The sequence below is a fragment of the Pseudomonas lini genome (assembly GCF_964063345.1).
In the GTDB taxonomy this organism is placed as follows: Bacteria; Pseudomonadota; Gammaproteobacteria; order Pseudomonadales; family Pseudomonadaceae; genus Aquipseudomonas; species Aquipseudomonas lini_B.
Genome location: NZ_OZ061318.1, coordinates 5,885,598 through 5,906,136 on the forward strand (window position 1 = coordinate 5,885,598; position 20,539 = coordinate 5,906,136).

Sequence of the window (20,539 nt, forward strand, 5' to 3'; positions counted from 1 at the left end):
ATCAAGTGATGAGACGTTTGTCAGGTACATATTTCTGAGTTTGGTTGGGATCATTTTGCAGCGTTCCAAGGCGCGCCCAACCCACGACGCCGTGTTTCGGTTGTCATACCTCGTCTTTTGCTGCCGGACGATCGGATAACAGGACGGCTTCAGGAAACTGCTCCAAGTACGAGAACGAGTGACTCGACAATTTAGCAACCAGGGCAGCGAAGCACTTCGCGAACGATTGAACTCGATTCTGCAGGGCACAAAATGTCATTGTCGTGCTCTCCCATGTTTGTACGAAAATAAAGTGCATTGGGAGAACCCCCTTACAGGCTGGTCTCGAATTTCAAACCGGCCACCCACGCATCCCTGACCTCGCTGACTCCGCCAGGATTGCCTACAAATTGCAGGTTGGGGCGCACGGTCAGCCACTTGGTCACGCCAAAGCCATAGTAAATTTCCATGTTGGTTTCTGAGCTTTGTGTCGGTGTGTAGCGGGGGTCGTCATAATCGCTGACACCCGCCCGGTCATTCAGTTGCTGCTGATGATCTGTGAAGCGGTTATTCACATGGAGACTGGCGATGGCGACGCCGATTTCGTCATTCGGGCGAGATTTGAAGGGGGCCGTGTAGTAAGCGCCTACTTGCGCATAACGATCGATCATATTGGTGGCTTTGTCATGCACGGTGGCATAGGCAAACACCGTCAGCCCGCGAGCGGCGAAGTCCGGATCTTTCCAGACTTGTTGTTGCCCGGCAATCCATGCGCCGTATTTACTATCGCGGGATTTTGCTATGCCGTTTTCTTCTGTGTTGACGTCATTTGCGTCACGGCTGCTGTAATACGCGCCCACACGGTATTCCCCTGGCAGCCGTCCGGCTCCCAGCGACGTGGTATGGACCAGCTCGACAGGTACCAAGGTACCCTCATTACCGCTGCCGCTGAGTTTGAAGCCGTTACCTATTTCCAGGTAGGACGGGTTCTGCTCGTACGCACCAATCTGCGCATAAGTGTCATCGCTCAACGCGACCTTTACGCGGCCCGCCCATTGGGTGATTGGCCAGTTATAAATGATATCGCCGGCCCAGTTACCCGGCTGTGCGCCGCAGAATGCCAGGTTCTGGAATTTGCAGGGGAAGCTGCCGAAGTCTTCGCCAAAGTTCATGCGGCCCAGTTTGATATCCAGCCCGCCGTCAAAGAACTTCTGACGATACCAGAGTTGCGTAAGCCGCCAGGTCTGGCCGCGCCCGTATACCTCTTGAACCTGACTGATGCCGCCTACCCGAGGATCGGTGATGACATCATTGGTGAGATTGCGCCCGTTACGATCCGATATCGTGAATTGAAAATCAGCGCCTTCCCAACCGAGTATTTTCTCAAGGTCAAAATTGCTCATCAGTGCAAGTTGGTCGGTATACCGCGCCGTGGTGTGCGAGTCGTAGCCACCGGCCAGATTCGTCGCGGCGTCGCCCGTGTAGAGCACGTTAAAGGTATAACCTTTTTCCAGCAATTCTGTGCGTAGGCCGCCCCAGTCTCCCAACATCCAAGGGGACTCAGGACTGAAGGCTTCTTGTGCATGACTGTTGGCCGCTCCGCAAAGCAGCAGCAATGCGACGGAAGTATTAAGCGTGTTGCAGTTCAAATGAGTGGTCATGATAATCTCTGCTTTTGTTTTTATTAGTCAGATAATCGAACACATCTTCAGGTTGATCTTCCGCCCGGAAGAGCATTAAAGAATGTCTGCAACGGGTTGATCCCAGCGAAGAGCGACTGGAGTCTGGGTTTGTAAAGGCGTCGAGCTTGACGTGACACACGGTAAGTTGATGAGACGACGGGACCTAACTCATGCCTCGTCTGTTCTTGCGAATCAGCTCGGTAATTTATTTGAGAATCGGTAATGCTCTCCTTGTGATTGCTATGAAGGTTGCTTTCAACTTAGCGGCGCCGATGATGCCGTCGGCACGCTCTTGAAAATACCGGTCATTCGCTGGCCGCACTGATCGGGTTGGGTTGGCGTTTTTCAATGGTGTATTTCAGCAAGGCAGCGCTGCGAAATATGCCGTGGGCAAATTTGCTATAGGGCATGGTCAGAAAGAACGCCATGACTAGGCCCAGGTGGATGGCAAGCAACAAGCCCAACGCACTGGTTTCGCGCCCGGCAAGCAATGCCAGGCCGCTAGCGCTTACCAGGAACAGAAGCGCGATGAAGCCACGATCCATCGGTTTCTGATTCTCGTCCCCTTGCTGCGGGTTACGCCGCAGATTCATCCAGAGCAAACCTGCTGGGCCGATCAGCAGACCTACGCCACCGAAAATGCCGAGTAGTACTGGCAGGCTTAAAACCGGGTAGGGGGCCGACCAATCCAGCAAAAAATGATAGAGAGTGGCAACGCCTGTGGCTGCGAAGCACAGCATGAACCCATAGAAGGTGAGGTGGTGAAAGCGGCGGCGCCATAGGGTGAATGCGTCGTCGGCGTTGTTGCAGCCTTCCCCATGTCCGCCGTCCAGGTACTTGAGTTGTGCGACGTTGGCGCCGGCCTCCAGTGCTGCACTGGCTTTCAGCGGCAGAGGTGCCTCGGCGGGTGAGATTTCGCGCCAGAATCGACGCACGCCGATGCCCAGGGCCAACACGGCAAAACCGAACACCGCGCTGAACATCAGTGCCAACGTGTTGTGTGGAAAAATCCCGTAGAAGTTACCGCCTGGCATGGCAACGAACAGGTTGCCCATGATCATCAAGGTAAGCGACAGGAACAGCGCCAACCCAGCGCCTGAAGCCAGCCCCAAGGTAAGGCCGTTGCGTTGGTACAATTTACCCAGTGGCTGCGGCCAGGCGTAATTGGTGTAGGTTTCCAGCCGTACCTTGGCCATGGCTTTGGGTACGTTGACTGCAAATTCGTGCGGGGCAGCGTATTGGCAAGCCGACAGGCACGCGCCGCAGTTGTGGCAAAGGTTCGCCAAGTAATGAATGTCGGCCTGACCGAATTCCAGATGCCGGGTCATTGCGGGGAATACGGCACAGAAACCTTCGCAATAGCGGCAGGCATTACAAATGGTCATCTGCCGTTCGACTTCGGTTTCCTGCAGGTTGAGGATCGGGATCAGTTGGCTGGATACCTGGGGATCAAACAGCTGCATGTTGAAGCTCCGAGTTCACAGGAGAAAGACCAAACCCCGCACAAAGCGCGGCCTGTACGCCGGCGATTCGTCCGAAGGCGGTACCGATGGCCATGCCAATACCCGCGGTATAACCCTTGCCCAGTACGTTGCCAGCCATCATTTCTCCGGCGACAAACAGGTTCGGGCTGGCCTTGCCATCAAAGTGCACGGCGGCCGTTTCGTCGGTCGCCAAGCCAAGATAGGTAAAGGTGACACCTGGCTTGAGGGGGTAGGCGTAGTAGGGTGGTTTGGTGAGTGGCCTTGCCCAGTGAGTCTTGGCGGGAGTAAGCCCTTCGGTATGGCAGTCGTCGAGCGTGGTGTGGTCGAACGTGCCGACATGGCAAGCGTTGTTGTAGTCTTCGATGGTTTTAACGAACTGCGTTTGCGGCAAGTTCAACAGGCGAGCAAGTTCTGGCAACGTCCGGGCTGTGGTTCCAGGGAAAACCGGCGGCATGAAGCGGCCAAGCGCCTGTTGGTCGATAATCGAGTAGGCTTGCTGGTTGGGTTGTCCCGCAACCAGACGGCCCCAAATCGCATAACGCTTGGGCCAGAAATCCTCACCCTCATCGTAAAACCGTTCGCCATCGCGGTTGACAACCACGCCCAGGGACACGCAGTCGATGCGGGTACATATACCGCCGTCGTAAAGCGGAGCCCGGGCGTCGATGGCAACCATATGTGCCTGAGTCGGGTCGCCGACTGCATCGGCGCCAAGATCGAGCATCCGTCGCAACAACACACCGGTATTGAAGCGAGTGCCGCGAATCAGAAAGTTGTCCGATGGCCATTCACCACGCTCGTTTTGGCCCCAAGCCTCCCGTAACCATTCGCGATTGGATTCAAACCCGCCAGCAGCCAGGACGCAGGCGCGAGCTTCGATACGCTCCGCTGGGAATCGCTGTCCATCTATCACCCGTTCGGCCAGGTGAGCTGCGACGAAAGCACCGTTTTCCAGTTCTATGTCGGTGACCTGAGCGTCATAACGGATCTTCACGCCCAAGCGTTCGGCGCTGCGAAAGTAGGCATTGACCAGTGCCTTGCCGCCGCCCATGAAAAACGCGTTGGTGCGCGCCACGTGCAGAGCACCCGACAAGGGCGGCTGAAAGTGCACGCCATGTGAACGCATCCAATCACGGCATGATGACGAGGCGCGAATGGCGATGCGCGCCAGTTTCTCGTTGGTAAGACCACCGGTGACTTTAAGCAGATCTTGCCAATATTCTTCTTCGGGATAGGCATCGACCAGCACATCCTGAGGCGCATCGTGCATGCAGCGAAGGTTGCGCGTGTGCTGCGAATTTCCGCCGCGCCAGACTTTCGGCGAGCCTTCCAGCAGCATTACGCTGGCGCCTGCCTCTCGTGCCATCAATGCGGCACATAACGCAGCGTTGCCGCCACCTATCACCAGAACGTCGACCATCGTATCTCCTCGATTCACTGGCAGGGCGAAGTGACTGCCGCCAGTGGATTAACCATAGGGATGGGCTCATCGCGGCGAAAGGCGGATTTAGAGGTGAGGGCTTCAGTTTTAGTGAAGGGTGATGTTTCTGTGCAGAGGGGTATGTGGCAGGAATTACCACGCTCCCAGAAATACAAAGCGCCCGATGCAAGTGCATCGGGCGCTTTGATATTGAAATGGATATAGCCCATTTCAGAGACAGGCAGATTTGCCCAATCCAAGACTTTGGAGACAGGTCACGATGGACTGGCTCCTTAGTCGATCAGCTATTGTCAGCAGCGATCACTTGCTGTCTGGAATTGCAAAGGCAACCAGCTTCGAACCAGGCTTCGTACGATAATGCGGACGCCCACCCTCGGCGACCACCACAAATTGCCTTCCGCTGACCGGACTGCGGTAGGTCATGGGCGTAGCATTTGCGCTGGTGGCCAGGCGGCTGCTCCACAGCTCCCGACCGGTGGCGGCATCCAGGGCACGGAACGTATGCTCTGCTGCGCCACCGATAAATACCAGGCCGCCACGGGTCGTCACGGCGCCACCGGCGGTCGGTGTACCGATCGGGATGGAGACCAGGGTCGGCAGACCGAACGGGCCAATGTCACGCGGTGAGCCAAATGGCTTGGACCAGATGAGCTTGCCGCTGACAAGATCAACAGCGCCAATCAGGCCCCAAGGCGGCGCATTGCAAGGAATGCCAAGCTGCGAAAGGAAGTTGACCCGATAAGCACCGTATGGCGTGTCAAGCATAGGCTGCTCGGCTTGTCCCCCTGCGTCCAGACCAGGTGCAATCTTGAAATTGCGTTGCGTTGCTTCTTCGCGTGTTACCAACTCGATTCGGTCAGGGACCTGAGTCCAGTTGACGATCATCAGCCCGCGATCAACGTCCAGCGAGATGCCATTCCAGTTCACACCACCCATTGAACCGGGATCGATCAAGACATTCTTGTCGAGCGTGATGGGCGTGAACTGGCCCTCGTAGCGCGATTGTTTGAACATGATCCGGCAAACCATCTGGTCGATCGGCGTCGCCCCCCACATGTCTTTTTCGCGCAGTTGAGGCCCCCTGAAAGCAGGGAGCTCGACAGAGGCAGGTTGGGTAGGGGACAGCCATTCGCCTTTGGCAATATCACGCTGAGGCACAGGCTGTTCTTCCACCGCCTTGATCGGCTCGCCAGTCTCGCGGTCGAGCACGAAAATCTCGCCGCGCTTGGTCGGTTGGATCAGTGCTGGCCGCATGCCCTTTGCGGTAGGCCAGTTCAACAGGGTGGGCTGAGAGGCGACGTCATAATCCCAGATGTCGTGGTGCGTGGCCTGGAATTTCCAGCGCAGCCGACCCGTCTCCGCGTCGAGAGCGATCACCGCACTGGAGATGTCCTCGTCATAGGGACGGCGCTGGCCACCGTAAGCATCAGGTGTCGCGTTGCCCACGGGCAAATAAATCAGGCCGAGCTTCTCATCCGCGCTGATGGGGGCCCAGCTGTTGGGCGTGGAAGGCGTGTAATACTGTCCTTCAGGTGGCAGGCCGAGGCGATTCGGCGCGCCGGCATCAAAAGCCCAGGCGAGTTCGCCTGTCACCGCATCGAAAGCCCTGATGACGCCCGACGGACCACCCCAATATTGCCCGTCGGGGATGCCGCCACCGACGACAATCTTGCCGCGGATAACTTGCGGTGCCGAGCTGACGTAGAACAAGCCATGTGGGTAAGGTGCGACGCCCTTTGTCAGATCGACCGCGCCGTTGTTACCAAACCCTGGGCAATATTCACCGGTTTTCGCATCCAGTGCCACCAGCGTGGGGTTGTGGCTGGGGGCGTAGATGCGTTCCGAGCAAAACCCATTGGCGTCAGGCACTTTGTAGTACGCCACACCCCGACAAGGTTTACCCGACTGCGGTACGCCGTTGGAAATGTCGCGGCGCCACAATTCTTTTCCGGTTTCCGCATCGAATGCATGGATGCCGTTATTGCCATCACACGCGTACAGGGAACTACCCATCATGATGGGGGTGCCTTCGATCGCGTTGAGATCGCCGTTCACCGGCGCCATGTCGGCTTCCCAGACTTTGACCAGGTTCGAGACGTTGGTTGTGTCTATGTCGGCAAGCGGGCTGAAGCGGGTCCCACCCTGGTCATTGCCGTAGGCTTGCCAGTCGGTACGTTCGTTGTTGGCCATTGGCTCAGGCAGTTTCGCTGGCGCCTGCGATTGCAAGCCGCGTCTCAACATCGGAAAGTCCGGTGCGTCAGGTCCGAAAGCGTGACTGACGCTCCCCAAGGCGATTGCAGCGGCCAGGCCGCCGGCAAACGATGGCCAGCCGCGTGGAAGCTTCCGGGTGTTCGGCGCAGGCGTGAGTCGGGTGAAATGCGGTAGCAGAAGTACTGCGCCGAGAACGAACGGACCAATCAGTCGGGGCGCCAGCTGCCAGCCGTTAAAACCCACTTCCCACAAGCTCCAGGCCGTGGTCCAGACCAGCATTGCGGCATAGACCCAAATCCCTCGCGCATCGCCGCGCCAGAGAAATACAGCGCTTGTGATGAAGGCTAGTCCGGTGATCAGGTAGTACGCAGAACCTGCGTCCGCAACCAAGATGACACCGCCAATGGAAAGGGCCAGGCCGAGTATCAGTAATACAATGGCAAAGATACGACACACCCATCGTGAAGCTTTCGTCGTATCGCGCTTGGCATTCAAAGAGTCAGGCTCTGCGCCAATAGGGGTCATAAGGGTTTCTCCATGTGATCAATAGGACACACGTGTTGGGAACAAGCATTGAGGCGGCTCATTTGAATGACGCCGGAGGCAAGCCATGGGTGAACACCTTGGCGCTGAATATTGTCGCTCCTTGCCCCTTATCTCCATCACTGGTGACGGAGTACAAGGTGTTCGTATTGGGATCAATGGCGAGGCTAGTCGATAGCAGGTTGTGCCCTTGTTCGCGCCCCGGCAGCAGCACCTGGCCAATCGGGATACCGATCTGGTTAAAGACCATTACACGACCTTGCCCATAGATCGCCACATAGACATTGCCATCGGCGTCGACCCGCATCGAATCGGGGGAGGGCCCCGTGAAACGGTAGGGGATGGACGAACTGATGGTGGCGATGGTAGTAGCGTTGGCCAGGTCGATGCGATGTAGAAGGTTGCGGCCAAATTCGGTTGCCCACAGCGTTTTTCCGTCTGGACTTAGCGTTACGCCGTTGGCCATCGAGAGATGGGGCAAGACGACAACAGGAGGCGAAAGATCGGGAGAAACGTAATAGATCCCGCCCTTTGGCTCGGTCGAGATACCTTTGAAATCACTGAAGTAGAAACCACCCTGTTTGTTGAACGCCAAGTCATTGGGCATGAATCCGGTGTCTTGCGCGATGATGGTTTGCATTCCCGTGCCATCGGGTTTGACCGCGAAAATCGCGCCGAGGTTGCGGTTCAGATCGAGAGCCGCGATGAACAGACGTCCGTCGGGATGAAATGCCAGTCCGCCAGGGGAGAGGTTCTCTATCGTGGCTACGATTGAAAGCTGTTTGGTCGGCGAGAGGCGAAGTACGCGTTTACCCGAAACATCACAGAAAAGCAGGTTGCCCTCGCGGTCAAATATCGCGCCTTCCAGTATCCGACCTTCGTTGGATGCTTTGAACCAGGTTTGAGCAGTAACCGTTGGAAGGCCTCGTTCCGATACTGGAATGGGTACAGGGCTTTGTGTCTGCTTGTCGTAGGCCAATGCTGAAGAGGCGGGGAGTTGTCCAGCGTATGCGCCTGTAGCGATGCCGGCGGCGCCGATAGCCAGACAGGCCAGCAGGCTGCTTAGCTGGAGCTTTCTGAGCACTCCAGGGACACGAGCGCTGCTTCTTCTATCCGAACGTTTCCTACCGGCATGAATGCTTGTCGTGTTGATCGCTGTGTGCACCGCAGGCATGTCGAGTTGTGTCAGCGTGGGTAAAGCGGTCGTAGCGAATAGCCGGCTGGGGGGCGCGCCGGATATCGGCGCGACCAGCCCTTTGAAATTGAACGTTACGCCAATGCTCATAACGAACTCCATTGTGCAAAGCCTTTTACTCCCCCTCAGGGGCGTAGACTTGTTTATTGTTTGATAGGGTGAAGCTGTGTTTCTTGCGCGCTAACGTTGGGCACACGACCAGCGAATGTCAGTCCGCCGGAGGGAACCCCTACTTCAAATCTCTTCCCGTGGGTACTGGAGCACGAGGACCTCGGCACCTTCGCCACCTGCTTGGATCTCGAACTTTTCCTCAGTTGATTCCACGACGATCATGGACCAGAGAGGAAGCTCTTCTTCGCCATGCAGCACGCTGCCGTTTCCGACGAAAACGTAATAACCGGATGCAATACCAGGGGGCGGACCGTCCACTTTCATACCAGCGCCCAATCGCAATACCTGAGCGCGCAGCCCATCTGCCTCATCTTCAAAAAGCAGTTCCCAACTCGCTTCTTCGCGGGCCTGCATCACAGGGGCAATGGAGAACTTGATGGGCTCGGACGTCAGGTGCCGGCGTTTGCTGGGACGCAGTTGCTCCCGGTAGCCAGGTTCACTCAAATAGACCGGTTGGGAGTTTCCGGTGTACATCCGCATGGCAACGAAGGACAGCCCTTGCGGACCCGCCACGATCGGTCCGTAAGCCGTGTGATGATCTTTGAACTGGACGGTGAGCGGTTCAAGTACCTGCCCGCGATTACCCAGTGTGCCACTGCCAGCGATGAACAACTGAAACATCGACACCCCGTGGAAATGAGGCACTACTGCTTCGTGTGCTCTGAGTTCAGACATTGTCGCCTGGGGGCCTGGGGCCCGCTCTTGAGAGCTCCGCGGGCCAAAGAAGGTCGTTCCCCAATGCTGGTTTCCGGTACCGGGCGAAACGATAACGCTCCGATTTGCAAGGGCGTCTGCCCCACTGCGCGTGTAAATCATCACCAATGCTCCTATTGAATCTGCATGTATGCAGGACAAATCAACCGTCCATACGAGGCCGTAGCGTGCCCTCGGTCGACGCAAAATCATACTAGCATGTGTTTTGATAATTAGCACAAGTTTCAATAGGTGAAACTTGTGAGTGGCAGATTCGTGCTGAGTTAGCGCCGGTGCAAGCTTGTGTAAGATGGTGTTTGTGGTTTCATTCATTGAAACCTATTCCAAAAATAATTGACTTTCGTCTGGCTGCGGACGACAGTGCACCGTGGCAGCTCTGCTTTTGGGGAGAGCAGAGAAACGACTGCATCTCTTTACCTCGTCTCCCGATTTTCGATAGCGATCAAGGGCTTCAGTACCGATATGAATAATTACAAAAACTTGCTTGAACCACGTTCGATTGCGGTTGTAGGCGTGTCGGAGGATGCGGGACGTCCCGGCTCTCAGGCCGTAAGAGCTCTGATGAGCAATGGATACACCGGCGCGATCTATCCGGTGAATCCCAAATACGAAACCTTTGAAGGTTTGAAGTGCTATGGGTCCGTTGCCGATATCGAAGGCGACGTCGACCTCGTGGTGGTTGGCGTTCCTGCGCAGGGCGTTTTAGCCGTGCTGGAATCGAGTGCGCAGAAGAAGGTTCCTTTTGCGGTGGTTCTGAGCGGTGGCTTTCGAGAGAGCGGTCCGGAAGGGATTCTCCGTGAGGAGAAAATGCTCGCGATTGCCCGGGCGGCGGGCATGCGTATTATCGGGCCCAACTGCCTCGGTTTTGCCAACATCCATTCTCGTGTCTACGCCGCATTCGGCAGCATTACGCGTGAACCGAAACTCGAGAAAGGGTCGGTATCGCTGGTGACGCAGAGTGGGGGATTCGGCTACAGCATCGCCCTTGCATGTGCCGAAGCCGGTATTGGTTTCCGGCATGTCATCGCGACGGGCAACGAAAGCGATGTCAACACGGTACAGCTCATTGAGGCGCTGCTTGATGATGACGAGACACACACCATCGTCGCCTATATCGAGGGAACCAATGACGGTCGTGCGCTGTTGGAAATCGGCCGCAAGGCTACGGCGCGCGGCAAGCCGATCCTGCTGTGGAAGGGGGGCGTCACCGAGCAGGGCGCACTAGCGGCCGCATCGCATACCGCCAGCATGACGGGTGTCTATGATTTCTATCGTGCCCTGTTCAAGCAAACGGGGATCGTCGAGATCAGAGAGATCCATGAAGCGGTGGATTTCCTCAAGGCATTGGAAAGCAAAAAATACCCGGACAATGGGGGGGTCGCGGTGATGGGGGTATCGGGCGGGTCTGCGATCGTATTCGCAGATGCGGGTGAGCCTGAAGGTCTGACCTTGTGTGAACTTGGTAACGATACCCAGCAAAAGCTGCTGGCGGTCGTACCTAACATCGGGGCCGTCCATAATCCAATCGACCTTACCGCAGGGTATTTTTCAGCGGCCAATGCGCAGAAGTTGGAAGCCGCTGTAAGCGCGACGCTTGAAGACCCCGCCGTAGGATCGCTTTGCATTAACCTGGCAACCACAGGCGCCTCTGGCAGCCTGGCGGCAGCCCAGGTATTGGCCCGAATTGCCGCGTCGGCGTCGAAGCCGATCCTGGTTTTTTCCTCAGCCCCCAGCGTTCAGATTGCAGAGGCGCTGCGTGTATTCGCTGATGCGGGAATTCCGGTGTTGCCTTCGCCGTCGCGAGCCGCCAAAGCTATCGCAATGCTGATGCGATTCAAGCGGACTCAATCGCGCATTTTGCAGATGCAAGAGGATGAGGGGCTCAAAGTAGAGCGAGCTTCTGTACCGCTTAGCACCGCCGTTGGCAGTCGGTCATCGTTGTCCGAGGTCGAGTCCAAGGAAATGCTGCGTTCCATCGGGATCCCCGTCACAACCGACCTGATCGTGAAGGGTTTTGACGCTGCGCTGTTCGACAAAGTCAAAGCGCCACTAGTCGTCAAGATTGTCTCTGCGGACATTGCGCACAAAACCGAAATAGGCGGCGTAAAGGTCGGCATTCGGACTGCCCAGGAGCTGGAGTCAGCGATCGAGCAGGTGTTAGCCAACGCGCAACGGCATGTGCCTGCCGCCCACATTGAAGGTGTCCTCGTTTCCGAGATGGTGACAGGTGGCTTCGAACTGATTGCCGGGGTGGTCAAGGATCCTTCATTTGGCCCGGTGGTGGTAGTCGGCGCAGGTGGGATTTATGCGGAAGTACTGAAGGATTCCGCGTGTCGAATCGCCCCTTTCGGCCTGCCAACCGCTATGGAAATGCTCGATGAATTGCAATGCAGCGTGATCATGAACGGGGTTCGGGGCGCGCCTCCCCTTGACGTCGATGCTGTTGCCCGCGCGTTGGTGGCGTTATCGCAGTTTGCCTGGGAGCAGCGCAGCGATATAGCCGAAATCGACATCAATCCAATGTTTGTATTGCCCCACGGTGTGATTGCCGCGGACGCCTTGATTGTGCGCGGTTAATGAGCCGCCCCCAAGCTTGTCGCGAGAAAGAGCAATGTACAAAACATTCTGTAAAGGGGTGAATCGCTATGAATGACAGTCTGTCCGCCACATTGACGCATCGGGTCAATGTGAAGCCTATCGACCGCACGTTCGAGGTGCAGCAAGACGATACGATACTTGCTGCCGCCCTCAAAAGCGGGTGTCAACTGCCCTACAGTTGTCAAAATGGCATCTGCGGAACCTGTCGGGCCAAAGTACTCGACGGGGTGGTCGATCATGCGGAGTCCAGCATGGCGATACTTTCCAACGAGGACCGGCAGCAGGGATACGCGCTCCTGTGCCAGGCAAAGGCTTTAACCGCATTGACGATCGCCTGCGAGGTGGTGGAAGCAACACAAGACATCCCTATTCGACGGCTTGTTTCCCGTGTCGATCGTCTTGAGCGCCTGGCCGAGGATGTGATGAGAATTCGCCTACGCCTCCCTGCCAAGGAGTCTTTCAGGTTTTTGCCTGGGCAATACATCAACGTCGTGATGCCAGGCGGTATTCGTCGCAGTTTGTCGCTGGCAAACGTGCCCGACGACAACGTGTTGGAATTGCATCTCAGGAATTACGGTGGCCCGTTTAGCCAACACGTTTTCAATGTCATGAAAGAAAACGACCTGGTGCGCCTTGAAGGCCCGCTAGGTACTTTTTTTGTGCGTGAAGACAGCAGCAAACCAATGGTCTTCGTTGCCAGCGGCACAGGGTTCGCACCGATCAAAGCCATGATTGAGCGCGAACTTGAAAAAGCATCGAGTCGTGAAATAACGCTCTATTGGGGCGGGCGAAGGGCCTCGGATCTGTATTTGAGTTCCGTTGCCGAGGCTTGGACGAAAAGTCACAACGTCACGTTCATACCTGTCCTGTCAGAAGCGCACCCCGACGACCTATGGGAAGGTCGGGTCGGCTTTGTTCACCGTGCAGTCATGGAAGATTACGAGGATCTTTCCCAGCATCAGGTCTATGCCTGTGGAGCGCCCATCGTCGTGCAATCGGCAAGGCAGGATTTTGTGGCGTTACGCAACCTCCCCGAGGAAGAGTTCTTCGCGGACATGTTTGTGTCGGGACAAAAGGCTGTCCAGTAGAACTCGTGTCGTGTGTCTCGATTGAAAATAAAAACAAGCACGTGGAGGAAGATGTCCGTGGATGAACTAGCCAGCGAGTTGACGGTTGAGCGACATGAGTCGCTCCTGTGGATCACTCTGAATCGTGCCGCCAAGGCGAATGCCATGACGGTGGATATGATGGAGCGTGTGACGGCTGCACTGCAGGCAGCCACTGATGACCCGCAGATAAACGCGGTGATGCTGACCGGCTCTGGCGAGCGCGTGTTCTGCGCAGGGGTCGATATTCGTGAACAACCGGCGGACGGTGATACGGCACGCCAGCGTGAACGAAGGTCGTTAGCGTTGGCGGCGCTGCAGGACGCCGTGATGGACTGCCCCAAGCCAGTTGTCACAGTGCTCAATGGTACCGCGACGGGAGGTGGCGCGATGCTTGCGCTCTTGGCGGATGCCTGTGTCGCCGTCGATACCGCGAAACTGTCGTTGCCCGAAATTGATTTGGGTATCGCCACCTTCTCGGGTGCGAACATTTTAGAGGTCATCGGCGGACGCGCTTTGGCGCTTGATCTGATTCAGAGCGGCAGGGCGATGAAGGCTACCGAAGCATTGGCGAGAGGGCTGGTCCGCGAGGTAGCCCTGCGAGACGAACTCCATTTGAAAGCTTCGGCGCTGGGGCAGGCGTTGGGGGCAAAGAACCCGCGCACGTTTGCCGAAAACAAGCGGTGGCTCAATCGTTCGCTGAGAGCTGCATTGTTGCAGGCTCGGGACGAGCATGCACGACACCGTGCACTGGCTCAGGCCGAGCAATAGCGCAGCGGGCAACGAGTGTGGTTTTGCACGGGCGGCGTGTCCATATCGAACTGAGGGAATATGATGTCTGATCTAGAAGTCAGTACCGTTGGCCGGGTCATGGTAGCCAAGCTAAACCGGCCCGAAAAAAAGAACGCCTTGAGCGAGAGCATGCTGGATTCACTTCGCACTGCATTGCTGGCTGCCGATGAAAATGATGACATCGGTTGTTTCGTCATCACCGGTGCCGGTGATGCATTCTGCTCCGGAGGCGACCTGGGCCGTCGGGCCGCCGAAAGCGCAGAGGGGGATCCAACGCCGCTCGAGCGTAAAATCAGATTGCAAAAAGTCACCCACCAGGTGGCATTAGCGATCGAGAGCTTTGAAAAGCCACTCATTGCGGCGGTAAACGGCGCGGCGGTGGGGGCGGGCATGGATCTTTCGTTGCAGTGCGATATGCGTTTCGCATCAGAGTCGGCTCGATTTGCTGAGGCTTATATTCGTGTTGGCCTGATCCCTGGAAATGGCGGTTGCTATTTGCTGCCGCGCATAGTCGGTACCGCGAAAGCCCTGGAATTATTATGGACGGGCGATTTCGTCAGTGCTGAAGAGGCGTTGGCATTGGGCATCGTCAACCGAGTATTCAGTGATGACGAGCTCATGCAGCAAACGCTGGATTTTGCTACACGCCTGGCGGATGGCCCTCCCATCCAGCAACGCAGCATAAAGAAGCTGCTATACCAATCGCTGCGGACCGATTTACGGACGAGCTTGGAGTCGGTGGCTGCGCAGATGGCCGTGGTGCAATCCACGGATGATTACAAGGAGGCCATCAAAGCTTACAAGGAAAAAAGGAAACCGCGTTTTATCGGCAAATAGCGTGTCGTGCCTGGACCGACCGGTCCAGGCATCGTTGTGATAGTGGAGGTGTCCGATGGAACTGCGTCAACTGCGCTACTTTGTCCGGGTAGTTGAGTGTGGAAGCATGGGGCGAGCAGCGCTTGAACTCGATGTTGTCACCTCGGCCCTCAGTCAACAAATCAGTCGACTGGAGAATGAACTGTCCGTTCGGTTGCTGCTAAGAAAGAAGAGCGGCGTGCAGCCCACCAGCGCCGGATTGGCATTCTGGCATCGAGCACAACTGGTGTTGCGCAACGCAGAGGATGCGGCCCACGCGGCCAGGACTGGACGGTTCGCCGGGCATGTCACGGTGGGATTGGCTCCATCCACCTCAGGCGTCGTTGCACTGCCGTTCATGGAGGCGATGCGAGAGCGATACCCGGATATTTCCCTTCGTATTGTCGAGGCGTTATCGGGCAACCTGGAGCGGATGCTGAGTGCTAGACAGATCGATCTTGCGATATTGTTTGGCGCTGATCATGGGCGCAGATTCAGCACTCAACCGCTGGTAAATGAACGTCTTTTCGCTATTTCCGCAGCTGACTTTTCCCTGGTCCGCAAGAGTGAATCGCTGTCAATCAGTGAGCTTTCCAACGTCCCCCTTATATTGCCCGGCAGTACGCACGGCCTCAGGGCGCTGATAAACAATGCTTTTGAAAGAGAAGGCTGCACGATGAACGTCATCGCGGAAATCGACGGGCTTGCGATACTCATGGACGCGGTGGGGGCGGGCTTGGGGATGACGGTGCAACCTAGCGCGGCACTTGCAAGGCATGATAAAGACCGTTTCGATACGGTACCCATTTCCGAGTTCAATTTTACCCGCTTGAATCAAGTCGCCAGTTTGTCGGACGATGAGTTGTCGCCGGCGGGTTTGGCAGCACGTGTTGTTTTGGCTGACGTCGTTCGCACGTTGGTTTCGGATAAACGTTGGCTGGGCACGCAACTGGTAACGGTGCCCGACTGAACAAGGCGCGGTCGCCAGCCGTCTCGATGTGCCTCCGTTCTCGAGTTCGGTGGGTGGAACTGAAGTTGGCGAGTGAAATAGCGTCATGCTAGTATGTTATTTTGAGACTGATTCTCGTTTGTTGGCGAATGAAGCATTTCGTGTCGAGGAGGATCGTTACGATCAACGATTTTGATGGGGTTTTTCAAGAATGATGCGCTCTGTGCAACGTATCTTGGCAGTTTTCGAAAGCTTTAGTTCAGACCGCAGCAGCCTTACGCTTCAAGACATTGCAGACCGTATCGAGCTACCGAAGTCGACGACGTTTCGTATTGTCCAGAGTCTTGAAAAGGCTGGCTACCTGGTACGTCTCGAGCAGCAATATTGCTTGTCCTTCCGGTTCACGCGCTTGGCTGGCCTGGTAAAAAGTACCCTGGGTATTCGTGAGATCGCTCGACCCGTATTGCAAGAACTCGCTGAGCAGACTGAAGAAACAGTCTCCATCCATGCGGTGAGTGATCGCAATCGAGTCTGTCTCGACTCGGTCACTACCAGCTCGGCACCGTTGCGCGCGGTGGTCCAGGCGGGTGAACAGATTCCCTTGTTGGTAGGGTCTGCTTCAAAGGTCTTGATGGCCTATATGCCCAAAGCCCAGCTCACCCCGTTAGTCAAAAATGTTGCCAAAGCGACGAAGCGCACCAATGGCGCGGTGCTTGAAGAGTTCGCCATGATCCGGGAGCAGGGTTATGCCGTTTCCCATGGCGAACGGCTGTTAGGCATCTCGGCGATCTCGGTACCCATCAAGGACGTCAATCAAGAAGTGCACTATTGCTTGTCGGTGGGGGCACCGACTGTCCGAATGAACATGAATGAAAAGGAGTTTATCGAGTTGGCAGTCAAAGGTGCCGAAGTCATATCGCGACAATTCGGTGGAGAGGTGGCCTTGCCCGCCCCTACATCCGACTGATGATGTGCGCCTGACCTCAAGCCTGGATGTCTTGACAGCGGCTCATCGCGAGAACGAAACGCTCCGCTGGTCACTTCCATGCGAATGGACCAGTTGGGACTTCCAGGCGAACGACGACGGTTCACGATTTGAAGCGTCCCACCAGACCGTTCAGCTCATCTGACAGACTCGACAACTTGCCGGAGTCATCCTGTGCAGAGTTGGCCAAGCTCTCCACCAGCCGAGCCTCGTCATAAATCTGCTGGATATGCCGATTGATCTCTTCGGCCACGCTATGCTGCTCTTCAGCGGCGGCGGATATCTGCAGGTTTTGATCCCTTATTTCATTGACCGACAATTGGATGCCTTCAAAGCTGTCCCGGGTGCTTTCGATGGACGACACACTGGCTCGCGAAAGCTCAAGGCAACTTCCCATTTTGCCCATCACCTCCTGGGTCTTGCTGCCTAGGGCGCCGAGCAGTTGCTCGATTTCGCCGGTCGAATCGGATGTGCGTTTGGCCAGTGCTCTGACTTCATCTGCCACCACTGCAAATCCTCGACCTTGATCACCCGCCCTGGCGGCTTCGATGGCTGCATTCAGGGCCAGCAGATTGGTTTGCTCGGCAATGGCGCGAATGGTGCCAAGGATCTGGTTGATGCTGCGGCTGCCGGCTTCGAGCTCTGTCATGGACTGCGACGACTCGGTCAGACGGCGTCCCAGGCGATTCACGTTGTCCGTGGTGATCTCGATCTGCTGCTTGCCCTCCGCCACACGGCGATGTCCGTTCTCGGCGGACTCTGCTGCGCCGCTGCATGAGCGGGCCACCTCATTGGCGGTTGCGACCATCTCGTTGAACGCGGTCGACACCAATTCCACCGCTTCGCGCTGTCTCCCGGCGGCCTCGTTCATGTTGTTGGCAACCTCGCTGTTAACCCTCGAGGCATTTTGCAGATTGCTCGATGCGGCGCCGATGTGTTGGATCAACTGACGTATGGCGGTGAGAAACTTATTGAACCAGCCTGCCAGCTCAGCGGTTTCGTCGTTACCCTGAAACTCTAGTTCGCGACGCAGATCTCCCTCGCCCTGTGCGATCGATTGCAGTCCGGTGCTGACCTGGCTGATGGGTTTGACGATGGACTTGGAAAATGCCACGGCGACCAGGGCAAAAATGACTGTCAATCCTCCCACGATGAGGGCGGTGAGGTAGGTCATGCGAGTGGCCGCGCTCATGACTTCACTGCGCTCGATCAAGCCGATATAGCGCCAGCCAAGATCAGGCGACGTCCAGACGTTGGCCATGTAAGGGATCCCATTGAGTTCAACCTCGGTTGATCCCTGCGGGGTGGCGGCCAACTTTGCATAGGCCTCGCCCAGGTCCTTGAGCGGCTTGAAGCTATGCGTTGTGTCGCGGGGGTCTACCAGTACGACGCCGTCCTCGATCAACATCACGTAGCCGCTTTCGCCAAGCTTGATGCTTTTGACCAGCTCGGTGAGGTTTTTCAAAGACACGTTCACGGCTAACACACCTTTGACGATGCCATCGCTCGTGATCATTGCCCTGGCTGTCCCCACCAGTGCTGCATCTTCCTTACCGTAATCATAAGCCGGGTAAAAAGCGGGTGTTCGTACGGTTTTGCCAGGGCTCGCCATCGCCGCTTTATACCAGGGGCGTGAACGTGGATCGTAGTTGGCCAACTGAGGATCATCTGGCCATTTGGCATAGGAGCCGTCCTCCAGGCCGATGGAGAGAATCGCCGCGGACGGGTGGGCTGCACCGTAATGAGCAAACCTTTCGATCAGTTGCTGGGCCGCAGGAGGCAATGGCCGGCTGGCGGCATCACCGGTCTGATAGTTCTTCAGCGCGCCAACCGATACATAAACTGGATCGGTTGCCATTTGATCGACATTTTGCAGGCTTGCCTCGAAAAACTGGCGAATGTTGCCATCGATCTGGCGTATTTCCCGCGTACTGCCATCCATAAACTGATCAGCCGCTAGCGTTCGCGTGTTGGTCACGGAAACCACTGCGACCAGGCTCACGGGTATAAAGGCGACCAATACGAACGTCAGCACAAGCTTGTTTTTTATTTTCATTGTGAAGCCCATAAACAGGGAGGACGGGCAAACGGCCAATTTCACGCGGTAGTCGCCTTTACACCCGATTCTGCTCGGGTGCGATATGTTCGGCGGCTCCGCCGATGAAGCGGACTGTTTTCAGTCCGCACACATCTTGAGCCGCTCACCGATCAGTTGATTGCAAAAAGGGTTATGTAGAGAGCTCTTGCCGCATTGTCTTCTGGGGCTGCGGTAGTTCACTCGCCTTGTTGCTTGCCTTGTTGCCCACTGAGGTGCGCAGGTTTATTCCACGAGTCTCAGGAACAAACTGAGTTGTGATCAGACAGAGCACGGCAATCAACGTGACGTAAAAGGCCGGCGCCAGCGGGGAGCCAAACGCCTGGGACAGGTACGCAGCGATCAATGGGCACGTTCCGCCGAACATCGCGACACTTGTCTGATAGGAAATGGCGTGTCCGGTTGCACGGAACGATGTCGGGAAAAATTCCGCTGCGGCCACAAAGCTGGCTGCCCCATAAATCCCCAATCCGGCAGCGAGGAGTGTTTGCCCGGCCACGGCGCTAGCGAAAGAACCCGAGGCAGCCAAGTACATGGCCGGATATGCCGAGAGCGCTATCCATGCCGCACCAAATGTCAGTACTCGCTTGCGGCCAAACCGATCACTCAATAAACCTCCTAACGGAAGTAGGGCTGAAAGTACGATGACGGCGATGGCGTTTGAGATCAAAGCCGAGGTGGAATCCAGCTTTCCGACCTCAATTAGAAAGGTGTACATAAAGCCGAGCAATAGGTAAGCCCCTACCGAAAAAACCGGTTGGACCATGAACACGTGCAACATACCCCTCAATCCACCGCAGCGAATGGCCGCTATCAGCGGATTCTTCTTGATTTTGCTGGCTTTACTGGCCTGGCGGGCTTGCTTGTACTCTTCAGGCTCATCGATGTTGCGGCGCAGCCAGAACCCGACCACTCCGATAATGCCTCCAAGAAGGAAAGGGACGCGCCACGCCCAGTCTGAATACGCTTGATCCCCCGCTCCAAGCTGGAGTGCGACGACCAAACCGGCCACGACGGCGTTGGGCAGGTGAGAGAAAATCAGCGTGAAGCCAAGCCAGTATCCTCTGCGATTCTCCGGTGCCGACTCGACGATGTAGCTGGTCGAGCCGGTCGTTTCGCCACCCAGTGCCAAGCCTTGTGCGATTCGACAGAGCAACAGCAGTAACGGTGCGGCGATCCCGATGGTTGCATAGGTCGGAAGCAGCCCGATGATCGCGGTGCCTAGTGCCATGAGCCAAACGGTCATCGCCATGACCCTGATACGGCCAAGGCGGTCCGCCAGATAGCCAAACATCAAGCCACCCAGGGGGCGGGCTACGAAGGCCACTGCATAGACTGCGAACGTGCTCAGAAGCGCGGCAGTTCGATCTGAGCCGGGAAAAAAATGGACGGATAAAATGGGTATTGAGAACCCGAATACAGCGAAATCGTAGATCTCACCGAAGTTCCCGATAGCGCCAGCGGCTAGCGATCGCCGAGAACTGGTCGTTTTCGTCTTCGTCATGCGTCTTCTCCTGTGACAGGATGGTTTTTATTAGTTGATGCAAAGCTGATGCATCAAGACTGCAGGATGAAACAGTGTTGCTTCGCCATCAGGCCTTAGAGATGTTCGAGGCGTGGATCAATGTTGCGTTTTCGCCGGATGAATCGTGGTAGTCAGCGAGCGTAACGTTTGTGAAAAGCGTTTCTGCGATGACGCAATCCGCTAACGGAGGTTATGTTAGAAAGACGCGTGTTGC

General features: G+C 56.4%; 14 protein-coding genes. 6 read left to right on the top strand and 8 right to left on the bottom strand.

What is annotated here, in order from left to right; genetic code table 11:
• Nucleotides 1–311: 311 nt before the first annotated feature.
• The 6 genes from AB3226_RS26915 to AB3226_RS26940 all read right to left on the bottom strand — a co-directional run bounded on the left by AB3226_RS26915 (nt 312) and on the right by AB3226_RS26940 (nt 9,327).
• Nucleotides 312–1,640 carry a carbohydrate porin gene (locus AB3226_RS26915; protein ID WP_315866002.1) on the bottom strand — a complete coding sequence of 443 codons (1,329 nt, stop codon included), beginning with the start codon at nt 1,638–1,640 and terminating at the stop codon, nt 312–314.
• Nucleotides 1,641–1,966: 326 nt separating this feature from the next.
• Nucleotides 1,967–3,124, bottom strand: coding sequence for a tricarballylate utilization 4Fe-4S protein TcuB (gene tcuB / locus AB3226_RS26920; RefSeq protein WP_304575813.1), 1,158 nt, complete (start codon nt 3,122–3,124; stop codon nt 1,967–1,969).
• Nucleotides 3,111–4,565 carry an FAD-dependent tricarballylate dehydrogenase TcuA gene (tcuA, locus tag AB3226_RS26925; RefSeq protein WP_304575814.1) on the bottom strand — a complete coding sequence of 485 codons (1,455 nt, stop codon included), beginning with the start codon at nt 4,563–4,565 and terminating at the stop codon, nt 3,111–3,113. Before tcuA ends, tcuB begins: the two co-directional genes overlap by 14 nt.
• A gap of 321 nt (nt 4,566–4,886) precedes the next feature.
• Nucleotides 4,887–7,322, bottom strand: coding sequence for a pyrroloquinoline quinone-dependent dehydrogenase (locus AB3226_RS26930; protein WP_304575815.1), 2,436 nt, complete (start codon nt 7,320–7,322; stop codon nt 4,887–4,889).
• A 58-nt stretch (nt 7,323–7,380) separates the two neighbouring features.
• Entirely contained in the window at nt 7,381–8,625 is a 1,245-nt protein-coding gene (locus AB3226_RS26935; RefSeq protein ID WP_304575816.1) for an SMP-30/gluconolactonase/LRE family protein, read from the bottom strand.
• Between the two features lie 144 nt (nt 8,626–8,769).
• Entirely contained in the window at nt 8,770–9,327 is a 558-nt protein-coding gene (locus AB3226_RS26940) for a hypothetical protein (RefSeq protein WP_095058147.1), read from the bottom strand.
• Between the two features lie 555 nt (nt 9,328–9,882).
• Here AB3226_RS26940 and AB3226_RS26945 point away from each other — a divergent pair.
• The 6 genes from AB3226_RS26945 (at nt 9,883) to AB3226_RS26970 (ending at nt 16,687) form a co-directional block, all read left to right on the top strand.
• The gene (locus AB3226_RS26945) at nt 9,883–11,997 is read left to right on the top strand and encodes an acetate--CoA ligase family protein (RefSeq protein ID WP_315866001.1); all 2,115 of its coding nucleotides are present in this window, start codon (nt 9,883–9,885) and stop codon (nt 11,995–11,997) included.
• Between the two features lie 68 nt (nt 11,998–12,065).
• Nucleotides 12,066–13,106, top strand: coding sequence for a CDP-6-deoxy-delta-3,4-glucoseen reductase (locus AB3226_RS26950; protein ID WP_095058149.1), 1,041 nt, complete (start codon nt 12,066–12,068; stop codon nt 13,104–13,106).
• Between the two features lie 51 nt (nt 13,107–13,157).
• Nucleotides 13,158–13,895: an enoyl-CoA hydratase/isomerase family protein gene (locus AB3226_RS26955; protein WP_048392910.1), complete on the top strand. Its 738-nt coding sequence runs from the start codon at nt 13,158–13,160 to the stop codon at nt 13,893–13,895.
• A 63-nt stretch (nt 13,896–13,958) separates the two neighbouring features.
• Entirely contained in the window at nt 13,959–14,753 is a 795-nt protein-coding gene (locus AB3226_RS26960; protein ID WP_013692813.1) for an enoyl-CoA hydratase/isomerase family protein, read from the top strand.
• 55 nt (nt 14,754–14,808) lie between these two features.
• On the top strand, nt 14,809–15,741 hold the full coding sequence (locus tag AB3226_RS26965) for a LysR family transcriptional regulator (RefSeq protein WP_013692814.1): 933 nt from the start codon (nt 14,809–14,811) through the stop codon (nt 15,739–15,741).
• Between the two features lie 202 nt (nt 15,742–15,943).
• Nucleotides 15,944–16,687, top strand: coding sequence for an IclR family transcriptional regulator (locus AB3226_RS26970; RefSeq protein ID WP_197679439.1), 744 nt, complete (start codon nt 15,944–15,946; stop codon nt 16,685–16,687).
• 121 nt (nt 16,688–16,808) lie between these two features.
• Here AB3226_RS26970 and AB3226_RS26975 read toward each other — a convergent pair whose 3' ends face one another.
• Both AB3226_RS26975 and AB3226_RS26980 read right to left on the bottom strand, forming a co-directional pair.
• On the bottom strand, nt 16,809–18,761 hold the full coding sequence (locus AB3226_RS26975) for a methyl-accepting chemotaxis protein (protein ID WP_095058185.1): 1,953 nt from the start codon (nt 18,759–18,761) through the stop codon (nt 16,809–16,811).
• Between the two features lie 172 nt (nt 18,762–18,933).
• The gene (locus tag AB3226_RS26980; protein ID WP_095058150.1) at nt 18,934–20,304 is read right to left on the bottom strand and encodes an MFS transporter; all 1,371 of its coding nucleotides are present in this window, start codon (nt 20,302–20,304) and stop codon (nt 18,934–18,936) included.
• Nucleotides 20,305–20,539: the final 235 nt, after the last annotated feature.